This window comes from Lysobacter helvus, assembly GCF_018406645.1.
GTDB classification, from domain to species: Bacteria; Pseudomonadota; Gammaproteobacteria; order Xanthomonadales; family Xanthomonadaceae; genus Noviluteimonas; species Noviluteimonas caseinilytica.
In genome coordinates this window covers 1,247,319-1,260,489 of record NZ_AP024546.1, presented here as the reverse complement: position 1 = coordinate 1,260,489, position 13,171 = coordinate 1,247,319, and the positions used below count along the sequence as shown (strand labels likewise).

Below are 13,171 nucleotides of genomic sequence, written 5' to 3'. Positions count from 1 at the left end.
CGCGCAACGGCCTGCTGCGGTGCAACAACGCCCCCGTTAGCACCACGTGAAACGCAAGCGGCTGCTATTGCAGTGCAGCGCCCGTTATTCCTGCAGAAAAAACGGTTTCCCGAGCAACATCCTGTTGCGTCGCGACAAGCGGTTGGATGAACGCGACAGCCGGCGAGCGCGCCCGCGTTGACGATTCGCGCAAACGTCTCCTAGCGTCCGCCGACCGATCGCGACATTTCGAATTAGAAGCGAGCGGGATCCGAGCGACGCAGGTCCGCTGCAGGGGTGGACCGACGACAGGGGCCGGAGGCAGGACCGCAAGGAACGCAAGCCGCGGACTTTTCCGCGGTTCACTTCAAAACACCATTCGGGGGTACCACCTAGTGAATCACCACCATCGCCTGGCAGCGTTGGCTGCTGCCGTTTCCCTCGCGCTCACCGTCGGCAATGCCGCCGCGGCACAGCGCGTGGACCTGCAGAAGCTCAATGCAGGCCAGCTCAACCAGCAGTACAAGGCCGCCTCGGCCCGCATGGGCGTCGCCGCCACCGCGCGCGATCGCCACGCCGAATTCCTCGGCATGGATTCCAACTCCACGCTGCGCGAGCTGAACTCCAGCACCGACCGCGACGGCACCAAGCATTTCCGCTACCAGCAGACCTTCCGCGGCCTGCCGGTGTTCGGTGAGCACGTGGTGGTCACCGAAGGCAAGGACGGCAACGTCCGCAACATGTTCGGCCGCATGGTCAACGGCCTGGCCGGCGAACTCCCGGCGATCGCGCCGAAGATGACCGCCGCCAACGCCCTCGCGCTCGGCAAGAGCGCCGGCCTCGGCAACCGTGTCGGCTTCATGCACACGGAGAACGAGAAGTCCGAGCAGATGATCTTCATCGACGACAACGACCGCGCGCACGTCGCGTACGTCGTGTCGTTCTATGCCGACACCGCCGGCGGTGGTTCGCCGACGCGTCCGTTCGTGATCATCGACGCCAACAGCGGCCGCATCCTCAAGCAGTGGGACGGCCTGACGCACGCACTCATCGGCACCGGCCCCGGCGGCAACGCCAAGACCGGCCAGTACGAGTACACCGGCGCGACCGGCCTGCACCCGTACCTGGACGTCTCGCAGTCGGGCACGACCTGCACGATGAACAACGCGCAGGTGAAGTCGGTCGACCTGGCCGGCACCACCGGCACCAAGGTCACCGCGTTCACGTACACCTGCCCGCGCAACACCTACAAGACCATCAACGGCGCGTACTCGCCGATCAACGACGCCCACTTCTTCGGCGGCGTGATCCAGAACATGTACAACGCCTACACCGGCGGCAATGCGCTGTCCTTCCAGCTGATCATGCGCGTGCACTACGGCAGCAGCTACGAGAACGCGTTCTGGAACGGCTCGTACATGTCCTTCGGCGACGGCGCCAGCACGTTCTATCCGCTGGTCAACGCCGACGTGTCGGGCCACGAGGTCTCGCACGGTTACACCGAGCAGCACTCCAACCTGACCTACTCCGGCCAGTCCGGCGGCATGAATGAAGCCTTCTCCGACATGGGCGGCGAAGCGACCGAGTTCTACTGGAAGGGCACGAACGACTTCGACGTCGGCCGTGAAATCTTCAAGTCGCCGACCGGTGCGCTGCGCTACATGTGCAACCCGCCGCAGGACGGTGGCTCGATCGACAACGCGTCGCAGTACACGAGCAGCCTCGACGTGCACTACTCCTCGGGCGTCTACAACAAGGCGTTCTGCCTCCTGGCCAAGACGGCCGGCTGGGATACGCCGAAGGCGTTCAAGGTGATGGCGCGCGCCAACGCCCTGTACTGGACCCCGAGCAGCACGTTCAACTCCGGCGCGTGCGGCGTCGAAACCGCGGCGACCGACCTGGGTTACACCAAGGCCGACGTCACGGCGGCGTTCGCTGCGGTCGGCGTCTCTTGCGCGGGCGGCGGTGGCGGTGGTGGCGGCACGACGGCGCTGACCAAGGGCGTCACGGTCACCGGCATCGGCGCTGCGACCGGCGCGTATGCCAAGTACTCGCTGGTGGTCCCGGCGGGCGCGACCAACCTGACGTTCACCATGTCGGGCGGCACGGGCGATGCGGACATGTACGTGAAGTTCGGCAGCGCGCCGACCGACACCGTGTACGACTGCCGTCCGTACAAGACCGGCAATGCCGAGTCCTGCACGTTCGCGACCGCTTCGGCGGGCACGTACTACGTCAACCTCAAGGCGTACTCGACCTTCTCGGGCGTCAGCCTGACGGGCGACTACACCACTGGTGGCGGCGGCGGTTCGACGCAGACCTACACCAACGGCACCGACGTGGCGATCGGCGACAACACCACGGTCAGCAGCCCGATCACGGTGTCCGGTCGCACGGGCAACGCGCCGAGCAACGCGCAGGTCGCGGTCAACATCGTCCACACGTACATCGGCGACCTGAAGGTCGACCTGGTCGCGCCGGACGGTTCGGTCTACGTGCTGAGCAACCGTGCTGGCGGCAGCACGGACAACATCAACACCACCTACACGGTGAACCTGTCCACCGAAGCGCTGAACGGCACGTGGAACCTTCGCGTGAACGACAACGCCGCGGGCGACACCGGTTACATCAACTCGTGGTCGGTGACGTTCTGATCGGATAACAAATCCAACGCAACTCCTGCGGATCCCAAGGATCCGCTTCGACCCCGGGCCGCAAGGTCCGGGGTCTTTCTTTGCGCGGTTACTTCTCCTTCCGCCAGTTCACCGAGCCGCGGTTCTCGACCGTGCTCGACTCGATCTGGATGTCGAAGCCCTTGCGCAGCAGGTACTTCAGCGTGAGCACCTGGCCGGTGCCGAGCAGCGACACGCCGTAGCCGACGTACAACTTCGGCGAGAGGTACTTGCCCACGCCGAACACACTGCCGCCCAAGGTGCGCGAATCCATCACCCCGGCATCGTCCAGGCCGATGCGCGCACCGAGTTGCGACGCCAGCAGGCTGCCGCCGGCGGACAACGCCGCGGACGCGGCATTCAACTGCTTGCCTTCCTCGTTGCTCGCCGTGCTGATGGGGCGGCCGAGGGCGAGATACGACAGCGCTTCGGATTCGTCCATCGCCGGATCCGACCACACCTCCGCCTGCGGCGCCGTCGCGCGCCCGCGCACCTGGATGCCGGCGGTGATGTCGCCGACCTGGCGTTCGGCGCGGATGTCGAGCAGCGGGTTGGCGATCGCGGAATTCGACCAGGTGAGTTCACCGCGCGAGATCTCGAGCTCCTGGCCGTACGCCTTGTAGCGCCCCGACACATCGAGCGTGCCGCTGGCGATCATCTCGGTGCCCGGGCGCTGGCGCACGTGCAGCTGGCCATCGAGCGCGCCCGTGAGCCCGAAGCCCGACAACGCGACCGCGTCCTCCGGCAGCACCAGCGTGAGATCGAGCGCGACCGGGGTTGCGACCTGTCGTTCGGGATCGGCGGGATCCAGCACGACGACATCGGGTGAACTCGCCGTGCCGCTGTCGAGGCGTTCCAGGTCGAGCCGCGCCGACGGCACGCGCACCGTGCCCGTCACTTCGAGCGGCTTGCCCGCTGCATAACGCACCACGACGTTCGGATCGATCACCGCACGCAGGTCGCGCGTATCGGCGGCGAGCACGTTCTGCCCGGTGACGTTGAGCACCAGCGGCGTGTCTTCGCCGCGCCAGCCCAGCGTGCCGTCGAGCCGCAGCGTGCCTTCGCCCGAATGCAGGCTGCCATTGATGCGCGCGGTGCCGTCGGGTTGCGCATCCAGGCGCACGTCGCCATCCGACAACGCGATCGCGAGCGCAGGCAACTCGGTCGCGAAGTTCGACAGGTGCGCCTGCCCGCCGAGCGAGGGTTGCGCGCGGGTGCCGCCCAATGCGACGTGGCCTTCCAGCAGGCCGGTGGGCTCGACGATGTCGGGGGAAAGCAGCTCCATCCACGTCAGTGCGTCGGTGCGGATCGCGATGTCGCCATCGAGCGGTGCGTAATCGTCCCAGCCGGTGGCGATGCGCGCGTCGAGGCGGCCGTCTTCGTTGACGCGCGCGCCGACGACGACGGAGATGCGTTGCGGATCGAATTGCGCGTCGAGCGACAGGTCCTGGTACGAGAGCAGGTCGCGACGCGAACGCTCGCTGTTCTTCATGCCGCCGTCGACGGACGTGACGCGCGCGGTGCCGCGCCATGCGTTGCCGACGGGTCGCACCTGGCCGACGAGCGCGATCTCGCCATGCAGCAGCCACGGGCGGCCGTCGGTGCGTTCGGGCAGCCATGGGGTCGCGAGCGTGAGCGGCAAGCGATCGGCGCGGACGTCGAGGCCATGGCGCGGCCAGTCCGCGTTCGCGCACAGGCTGCCGCCGCCGGCCGCGTTGAGGCACGCATTCGACAACGCGCCGTTGCGACCATCCCAGCGCCATTGCGCCGCGTGGTCGAGCGTCCATGGACCGCCCTTTGCCGGCGCGAGCCGCAGGGATGCGAGCGTGCCGCTCCATTGCGCGCCGCGCTTGACCGCATCACCGGAGAGCGTGGCCTGCACCATCGGCGCGGCGATGCTCGCATCCAGCGAGAGCCGTTCGAACGCACCGCGCGCATCGATCACCGCGCGGTCGATCGCAAGGCCCGCCTGCACGTCCGCCGCTTCCACGTGCAGCGTGCCGGCGCCGTTGCGCCACGGCAGGCGACCATGTGCGCGCAACGTGCCGGCGCGCCAGTCGCCCCAGTGCAGGCCGGTGCCGTCGAGGTCGGCGGCGATGTCGGGCGCATCGCGCGCGCCGCGCAGCGTGGCGGTGCCGCGCAGTGCGCCGCCGGCGCCAGGCAACAGGTCGTCGAGGCGCAACGGATCGAACTTCGCATCCAGCGACAGCGTGCGGCCGTACGTGCCCTTCGCGCTCGCATGGCTGCCGCCGAGCGAGAGCACCACGTCGCCTTCGAACTCGTCGCCGTGCATCGCGACGTTGGCATGCGCATCCAGCGCGCGCCCGCGCAAGGTGCCGCGCAGTTGCGGTGCATCGAGCGTGGCATCGAAACCGCCGCCCTTGCGTGCGCGGCCCCGCGTCTCCAGCGTGCCCTCGATGCGGCCCGGGAAGTCCGGCACGAAATAGCCCGGATCGAAGCCCGCCAGCTGCGCGTCGAATTGCCACGCCAGCGCCGGCGACCAATGCACGTCGCCATTCGCCTCCAGCGTGCCCTCCGGCATCTGCGCGTCGAGCTTGCGCAGCAACGCGTGCGTCGTGTCGCCGCGCGCATCGAACTGCACCGTCGCGCGACGATCCTCGCGCAGCAACCTTGCATTGCCGATCGCGGCCCAGGATTCCAGCCGGCCGGCAACACCGAAGTCCGCATCGCCGATCACCGCCGGCGCCGTCGGCGTGCCGCCCCAGCGGAAGCCGCGCGCATTCACCGAGAAGCGCAGCACGCGCCGCGCCGCATCGCGCAGGTCCGCGTAACCGCGCAACGTCGCGCGGCCTTGCAGCGCATCGATCACCAGCGGTTCGACGGTGAGCACGCGATCTTCCAGGCGCACGTTCGACGGTTGCACATCGATGCGCATGTCGCCTTGCACGACGTGTCCCTGCACGCGCGCGCGTCCGCCGGTGCCGTCGGCGATCAGGTCGAACGCATACGGTTCCGCCGCGGGCGGCGCGCCGGTGAACACCGCGGGATCGAACGCCGACGCGACCGCGCGGACATGCCAGCGCGGATCGGGTTCGCCGCGCAGCACCAGCGTGGCGCGCAGCGGCGCCGGGGCGCGGCCTGCGATCGCGACGTCCAGGCGCGCGACATCCCCGCGCGCGACCATCGCAAGGCGCGGCGCCGTCGAACCCGCCGGTGCAGGCAACACCGCGGTGGCGAGGAGGTCGGTGCGGTAGCGCTGGCGCGGCACGTAATCGCCGTGCAGCGTGAAGTGGCCGCGGTCGCTGTCCACCGTCAGGTGTTCGACATGCAGGCGTCCTTGCGATGCCTGCAGGCCGGCGCGCGCGCTGCGGATGTCGATCAGGGGCGCGCCTTCCTGCGACACGCGGAAGCCATCGATGCGGATCGTGTCGGCGATCAGCGCCATCGGCGGCGCGATGTGCGGCAGGGATTCGGGCCAGCGCGGGAACTGGAACGGTTCGTCACTCACCGGCAGGTCGAGCGTCGCACCGCGCACGTCGAGTGCGTCGAGCCGCAGCGTGCGCCCCAGCAGCGGACGCAATGCGGGATCGAGCACCAGCGTCTGCGCGGTGAACACCATGCGCTTCGCGGGCTGCTTCGGATCGGATGCGTAAGCAAAACGCACGCCGTGCAACGTCAGCGGCCCGGACGCCGGCCCCTCCGCGCTCGTCCACGTCAGCGTCGCCCCCGGCGGCAACCGCGACACGATCTGCGACAGCAACACATCGCGCCCGCCGATCGTCGTGAGCAACCAGTACAGCAAGGCGACCACCACGACGCCGAGCGCGAGCGCCAGGATCGACGAGCGGATCGCCACCCGCCGCGCCAGCGCCTTGCGCGCCGCCGTGCGCTGCGCGCGCTGTTCCGGCGTGAGCGGCACGCCCCTCACAGGTCCGCCCCGATGTTGAAGTGCAGCGTGAAGCCCGCATCGGGTCCGTTCAATCCGCGCGCGACGTCCACGCGCACCGGGCCCACCGGCGAGCGCCAGCGCACGCCGATGCCGACGCCGGTGTGGAAGTCCGGCTTCTCGCTGTCGAACGCATCACCGGTATCGACGAACACCGCGCCGCCCCATTCCTTCGTGAAGTAGCGTTCGTATTCGATGCTGCCGGTGATGACGTTCTTCGCGCCGGTGGCCAGGTCGCCGTTGCGCGGGCCGATCTCGCGCCAGCCGTAGCCGCGCACGCTGCGATCGCCGCCGGCGAAGAAGCGCAGGCTCAACGGCATCTCGACGAGCGCGTTGGTGAAGGTGTGCCCGAGTTCGCCGCGCACGAGCAGGCGATCGGTGGGCCCCAGGCCATGGAACCAGCGCGCCGTCGTGTGGATCTGCACGAACGTCGCGTCCGACGCGACGCCTTCCACCGCGCCGCGCAGCAGCACCGTGCCGCCGAGCGCGCGGCGCGGATACAGGCGATCGTCGGCGTCGATGTATTCCGCGCTCACCGACGGGAACAGCATCGATGCGTACTTGTAGTCCTCGATCGGCGCCAGCGGGTCCGAAGACAGGAATCGCCAGCGCTCGCGCAGCACGTGCAACGCGACGACCGCGGTCAGGTACTTGTTGACCTCGCCGCTGCGGCTGCCCACGAGTTCGAGGCGGCGCGTGTCCGAGTCGTCGGTCTGTTCGTCCGCCGCCTGCAGGCTGGCGGTGTACCAACCGTCGAGCCACAGGAACGCGGGCACGCGGTACTGCACCGTCGCGGTCTTGCGGCGCGTCGCGTAGTCGATCTGCGCGAGCAGCTTGTGGCCGCGATCGTTGACGTAACGGCGCTCCAGGCCCAGGCGCACGCCGCCGCCGCTGTCGGTGCCGTAGCTCACGCCGGCGGTGTAGATGTCGCGCTTGGCCGGCGTGAGGTGCACGTCCACCGGCACCTGGCCGTCCACGGCATCTTCGGGCCGCGGCTGGATCTCGATGCGCGAGAAGTAATCCAGCGACGTGAGCGACTTGCGCAGGCGATCCAGTCGGCCCTGGTGGTAGTACTCGCCGGGTTTCCAGTACACGAGTTTCTGCAGCAGGCTGTCGCGCACCACGCGCTTCGGTTTCTGGTCGAAGCCGATCACGCCCATGTCGTAGCGGCGGCCGCTGGTCCAGCGCAGCGAGATGTCGGCCGCGTGGTCGGCGCGCGTGACCTCCACCTTGCGCGTGGCGAAGTCCGCGTCGAAGTACCCGCGTTCGGCCAGGCGCCGCGTGATGCGCGCCTTGGAGTCCTCGTACACGACGTGTTCGAACACATCGCCGTGCTTCGGCTTGAACGCTGCGATCTCTGCGCTGAGGTAATGGTCGCTGGCGCCGTCGCCCGAGATGCCCACGTCGCTGTTGCGCACGCGCACCGGCGTGCCGGGCTGCACGGTGATCGTGACGGTGACCGGCGCATCGTCCGCGCCGCGCGTGCGCTGCACGTCGATGACCGGCGAGTAGTAACCGAAGGGTTCGAGGGCTTCGCGCGTTTCGGCTTCTGCCTCGCGCACGAGATAGGCGAGGCGGCGGCCCGAGACGTCCTTGCCGATGGCATCCACCAGCGACAGCGAGCCGCGCACGTTCTCGGTCATCGCCGGATCCAGGCCTTTCACCTGCACCTGCGCGACCTTGGCCGCCCACGCGGGCAGCACCACGCTCGCGAGGAGCGCGGCGAGGCAAAGGCGTGCGAAAACCGGGCGGGGGACCGGGGGCATTGGCGGCAGGATACCCGGTGGGCTTGTCCTTGCCGCGATCACACGCCCCCGGGGGCTTACGTCGAGAGGTGCTCGATCGCCGCCACGCTGCCCAGGCGATCCGACAGGCGCTGCAGCAACGCCAGCCGGTTGTTGCGCACGGCCACGTCGTCGACGTTCACCATCACGCCGTCGAAGAACGCATCCACCTGCGGACGCAGGCGCGCCAGGCGGCCGAGCACCGAGACGTAATCGCGCGACTGGAGCGACGCGTCGGTGTCGGTGATCGCCGCATCGACGGCCTGGCCGAGATCGCGCTCGGCCGCTTCGGAATACAGCGCCGCATCCACGCGCGAGGGCACGTCGCCTTCCACCTTGCGCAGGATGTTGCGGATGCGCTTGTTGGCGGCGGCGAGCGCGCCGGCTTCCGGCAAGGTCGCGAATTCCGCGATCGCGCGCAGGCGGCGGTCGAAGTCGAGCAGCGACACCGGCCGCAGCGCGGCGACCGCTTCGAACTGCTGCGGCGGCACGCCCTGGTCGGCGTAGTACGCGCGCAGGCGGTCGACGATGAACTCCATCAGCTCGTTGACGTCGGCCGTCGTGGTCGCGCCCTTTTCGCCGGGCACGGCGCCGACGCCATCGCGCGCGCGTTCGAGCAGGCGCACGAGGTCCAGGTCCAGCCCCCCTTCGATCAACGTGCGCGCCAGGCCCAGCGCATTGCGCCGCAGCGCGAACGCATCCTTGTTGCCGGTGGGCTTGAGCCCCGCGGCGAAACCGCCGGCCAGCGTGTCCAGTCGCTCGGCGATCGCGAGCACGCGGCCCAGCATCGACGGCGCCACCGCATCGCCCGCGAAGCGCGGCATGTAGGCCTCGTCGATCGCATTGGCGACAGCGACCGGTTCGCCTTCCACCGCGGCGTAATAACGGCCGGCGATGCCCTGCAATTCCGGGAATTCATTCACGAGGCGCGACTGCAGGTCGGCCTTCGACAGTTCGGCGGCGCGGCGCGCCTGCGTAGCATCGGCGCCCGCATCGCGCGCGATGCCTTCGGCCAGCGCCGCGACGCGCGCGACCTTGTCCGCGACCGAACCGAGCCTGGCCTGGTACGTCACCGTGCGCAGGCCGTCGTGCATCGACGCCAGGCCCTGCTTCATGTCTTCGGCGAAGAAGAACTTGGCATCGGCGAAGCGCGGGCGGATCACGCGTTCGTAGCCCTTGCGGACCTGCGCGACGTCCTTCGACACGATGTTGGCGATGCCGATGAAGTGCGGCGTGAGCTTGCCGTCGCCGTCGAGCACCGGGAAGAACTTCTGGTTGGCTTCCATCGTCGCGACCAACGCTTCCTGCGGCACGGCGAGGAATTCCGCTTCGAAGTCGCACAGCACCGCGCTGGGCCATTCCACCAGGCAATTGACCTGCGCCAGGTTGGTGTCGTCGATGCGCGCGGTTCCGCCCGCCTGCGCGGCGGCGTGTTCGACTTCGCGCACGATCTGCGAACGGCGCTCGTCCGGATCCACCAGCACCTTCGCACCGCGCAGCGCATCCACGTAATCGCCGGGCGCGCCGATCCACACGGGCTTGTCGTGCAGGAAGCGATGGCCGCGGGAATTGCGCCCGGCATTCACGCCGAGGACTTCGCCTTCGATGACGTCCGCACCCAGCAGCAGCACCAGCCAGTGCACCGGCCGCGCGAACGCATGCGTGTGCGCGCCCCAGCGCATCGGCTTGGGGATCGGCATCGCGGCAATGGCTTCGCGCACGACTTCCGGCAGCAGCGTGGCGGTCTGCGCGCCCGGCTTCACCGCGCGATGGACGAAACGCTCGCCCTTCGCGTCGCTGGTGCGTTCCAGCGCGGTCCATTCCACGCCGGCCTTCTGCGCGAAACCTTGCAGCGCGCGCGTGGGCTGGCCGTCGGCATCGAGCGCGACGTTGAGGTACGGGCCCAGCACTTCGCTGCGCTGTTCGTCCTGGCCCACGGCCACGCCCGGCAACAGCACGGCGAGGCGGCGCGGCGAATACAGCGGCTTGGCGTCGCCGCGATCGAATGCGATGCCACGCTTCGACAACCCGTCGATGACGTTGTCGAACAAGGCCTGCGCCAGGCCCGGCAACGCGTTGACGGGCAGTTCTTCGGTGCCCAGCTCGATCAGCAGCGGAAGGTGCACGGCGCTCATCGCACGGCCTCCGCGGTCTTCAGGCCCGGGAAGCCGAGCTTCTCGCGCTGCGCGTAATACGCCTCGGCCACCGACTGCGACAGCTTGCGCACGCGCAGGATGTAGCGCTGGCGTTCGGTCACGGAGATCGCGCGGCGCGCATCGAGCAGGTTGAAGCTGTGCGAGGCCTTGCAGACCTGGTCGTAGGCCGGCAGCGGCAGGCCGAGTTCGACGAGCTTCATCGCCTCGGCTTCGCAGGCGTCGAAGCGATGGAACAGTTCCGCCACGTCCGCGTGCTCGAAGTTGTAGGCCGACTGCTCGACTTCGTTCTGGTGGTACACGTCGCGGTAGTACACCGGGCCCTGCGGGCCGACGGTCCACACCAGGTCGAACACGTTGTCGACGTTCTGCAGGTACATCGCCAGGCGCTCGAGGCCGTAGGTGATCTCGCCGAGCACCGGGCGGCATTCCAGGCCGCCGGCCTGCTGGAAGTAGGTGAACTGCGTGACTTCCATGCCGTTGAGCCAGACCTCCCAGCCCAGGCCCCATGCGCCGAGGGTGGGGGATTCCCAGTTGTCCTCGACGAAGCGCAGGTCGTGCACCAGCGGGTCAAGGCCCAGCGCCACCAGCGAGCCGAGGTAGAGCTCCTGGATGTTGTCGGGATTGGGCTTCATCACCACCTGGTACTGGTAGTAACGCTGCAGGCGGTTGGGGTTCTCGCCGTAGCGCCCGTCCGCGGGACGGCGGCAGGGCTGCACGTAGGCGGCATTCCACGGCTCGGGGCCGAGCGCGCGCAGGAACGTGGCCGGATGGAAGGTGCCGGCGCCGACTTCGAGGTCGAGCGGCTGGATCAGCACGCAGCCTTGTTCCGCCCAATACGCATTGAGGCGTTGGATCAGGGCCTGGAAAGTGATGGTTCCGGACATTGCGTCGGCTTTCGGGCGCGGAAAAGCGGGCTAGTATAGGTGCCGTCGCCGCCACGCCACGCGCTTTTCCCCCGGCCTTGAACGCGCCGCACGCCAAACTTCCCTTCCTGATCCTCGAGACCGGCCAGCCGGTGGCGTCCATGCGCCGCCACGGCACGTTCCCGCACTGGATCCGCGTCGCCGCCGGCCTGGAGCGCGACGAGGCCATCGTGGCCAACGTCGAACGCGGCGATCCGCTGCCCCCGCGCGCGGGCTTCGCCGGCGTCATCGTCACGGGCTCCGGCGCGATGGTCACCGACCGCCACGCCTGGAGCGAGCGCAGCGCGCAGTGGTTGCGCGAAGCCGCGCACGAAGGCCTGCCGCTGTTCGGCATCTGCTACGGGCACCAGCTGATCGCGCACGCGCTCGGTGGCGAGGTCGGCTACAACCCGACCGGCCGCGAGATGGGCACGATCGGCCTGGAGCTGCATCCGCCCGCGGAGGCCGATCCGCTGTTCGCGGGCCTGCCGCTGCAATTCCCCGCGCAGGCCACGCACCTGCAAAGCGTGTTGCGCACGCCGGAAGGCGCCACGGTGCTCGCGCGTTCGCCGCAGGACGATTGCCACGCCTTCCGCTGGCGCGACCACGTGTGGGGTGTGCAGTTCCATCCCGAATTCAGCGGCACGCACATGCGCGGCTACGTGCAGGCGCGGCATGATGCGCTGGCGCGCGAAGGGCGTTGTTCGAAGCAGCTTTCGCGCAGCATCACCGCGGCGCCGCATGCACGGCGCGTGCTGCGCCGCTTCATCCGCCACGCGCGCCACCTGCAGTCGCGGCGCGCGCCGCACGCCTGATCACGGTCGTCCCCCCATCCACGTGGCGCCTGCGCCACGCACCGGAGTTGCCATGCAAGTTCGCCACGTTCCCGCCCGCCAGGGCCTGGCCTGGTTCCGCGATGCCATCAACCTGGGGTCGCGCAATCCGAAGGCGGTGTTCGGCGCGGCGTTGTTGCTGATCGGCGCGATGTACCTGTTCGTGGTGGTGCTCGGGCTGGCGGCGACGTTGTTCGGCCGCGGCCAGGGCGCGGCGGCGTCGGGCGCGCTCATGGGCGTGGCCGCGGTGATGACGCTCGCGCTGATGATGCTGATGCCCATCCTGCTCGGCGGCCTGATGCACGTGATCCGCGAAGTCGAGGCCGGCCGCCCCGCGCGCGCCACCGATCTGTTCGCCCCGTTCAAGTCAGGGCGCCTGCCGCAGCTGGCGACGCTGGGCGTGCTGCAGGTGGTGGTGGCGATCGTGTTCGGCCTGCTGCTGGTGTCGATCACGGGCACCGACTACGTGAAGGAATACATGGCCGCGATGCGCGACATCAGCACGCTGATGACGATGCCGGAACCGCGCCATCCGATCCTGCTGTTCGTCCTGCAGGTGGGCTACAACTACTTCACCTACGTGGCGATGCTGCTGGCGGTGCCGCTGGTGCTGTTCTCGCGCGTGTCGGTGATGGATGCGGTGCGGGGCGCGCTGCGCGCTTCGGTGAGCAACGTCGCGCCCAACCTGCTGGCCGCGGTGCTGTTCGTGCTCGGCACCGTCGTCGCGGTGGTCGTGGTGGTGCTGGTGGCGGTGTTGCTCGGCGCGCTGGGCGCGCTGGTGCATCCGATCGTGGGCGGCGTGCTGTCGTCGGCGGTGCTGCTCGCATTCGGCACGGCGCTGCTGGTCGTGCTGGCGGGCGGTTCGTACTTCGCGTGGCGCGATACGTTCGAAGGCGAGGGCATGCCGCCGCCGCCGTTCCGCGGCATCGAAGCCTGAC

The 13,171-nt window shown here is 69.1% G+C and carries 7 protein-coding genes; 3 read left to right on the top strand and 4 right to left on the bottom strand.

Annotated features, from left to right (window positions below; all coding sequences use genetic code 11):
- Positions 1-401: 401 nt before the first annotated feature.
- Positions 402-2,633, top strand: coding sequence for a M4 family metallopeptidase (locus LYSHEL_RS06190; protein ID WP_213436762.1), 2,232 nt, complete (start codon positions 402-404; stop codon positions 2,631-2,633).
- Positions 2,634-2,721: 88 nt separating this feature from the next.
- Here the strand turns inward: LYSHEL_RS06190 and LYSHEL_RS06185 are convergent, their stop codons facing one another.
- From LYSHEL_RS06185 to glyQ, 4 genes are read right to left on the bottom strand one after another with little or no spacing between them, the layout of a single operon-like run.
- Entirely contained in the window at positions 2,722-6,531 is a 3,810-nt protein-coding gene (locus LYSHEL_RS06185) for a translocation/assembly module TamB domain-containing protein (RefSeq protein ID WP_213436760.1), read from the bottom strand.
- Positions 6,532-6,536: 5 nt separating this feature from the next.
- Positions 6,537-8,324, bottom strand: coding sequence for an autotransporter assembly complex protein TamA (locus LYSHEL_RS06180; RefSeq protein ID WP_213436758.1), 1,788 nt, complete (start codon positions 8,322-8,324; stop codon positions 6,537-6,539).
- Between the two features lie 56 nt (positions 8,325-8,380).
- Positions 8,381-10,477 (bottom strand): glycine--tRNA ligase subunit beta, encoded by a 2,097-nt coding sequence (gene glyS / locus LYSHEL_RS06175; RefSeq protein ID WP_213436756.1) that lies wholly within the window; start codon positions 10,475-10,477, stop codon positions 8,381-8,383.
- Complete coding sequence (glyQ, locus tag LYSHEL_RS06170; protein WP_213436754.1) at positions 10,474-11,382, bottom strand: glycine--tRNA ligase subunit alpha; 909 nt, start codon at positions 11,380-11,382, stop codon at positions 10,474-10,476. The genes glyS and glyQ overlap by 4 nt, the downstream gene beginning before the upstream one ends.
- A 140-nt stretch (positions 11,383-11,522) precedes the next feature.
- Here glyQ and LYSHEL_RS06165 point away from each other — a divergent pair, with 140 nt between their 5' ends.
- Together LYSHEL_RS06165 and LYSHEL_RS06160 are read left to right on the top strand one after the other, a co-directional pair.
- Positions 11,523-12,215 carry a glutamine amidotransferase gene (locus LYSHEL_RS06165; RefSeq protein WP_213437635.1) on the top strand — a complete coding sequence of 231 codons (693 nt, stop codon included), beginning with the start codon at positions 11,523-11,525 and terminating at the stop codon, positions 12,213-12,215.
- 52 nt (positions 12,216-12,267) lie between these two features.
- On the top strand, positions 12,268-13,170 hold the full coding sequence (locus LYSHEL_RS06160; protein ID WP_213436753.1) for a BPSS1780 family membrane protein: 903 nt from the start codon (positions 12,268-12,270) through the stop codon (positions 13,168-13,170).
- The last annotated feature ends 1 nt before the right edge of the window (position 13,171 follow it).

Bases quoted from the DNA above. Each gene is read 5' to 3' on its own strand.
- LYSHEL_RS06180 (WP_213436758.1), bottom strand. From the start codon at position 8,324: ATGCCCCCGGTCCCCCGCCCGGTTTTCGCACGCCTTTGCCTCGCCGCG.
- glyQ (WP_213436754.1), bottom strand. From the start codon at position 11,382: ATGTCCGGAACCATCACTTTCCAGGCCCTGATCCAACGCCTCAATGCG.
- glyS (WP_213436756.1), bottom strand. From the start codon at position 10,477: ATGAGCGCCGTGCACCTTCCGCTGCTGATCGAGCTGGGCACCGAAGAA.
- LYSHEL_RS06160 (WP_213436753.1), top strand. From the start codon at position 12,268: ATGCAAGTTCGCCACGTTCCCGCCCGCCAGGGCCTGGCCTGGTTCCGC.
- LYSHEL_RS06165 (WP_213437635.1), top strand. From the start codon at position 11,523: ATGCGCCGCCACGGCACGTTCCCGCACTGGATCCGCGTCGCCGCCGGC.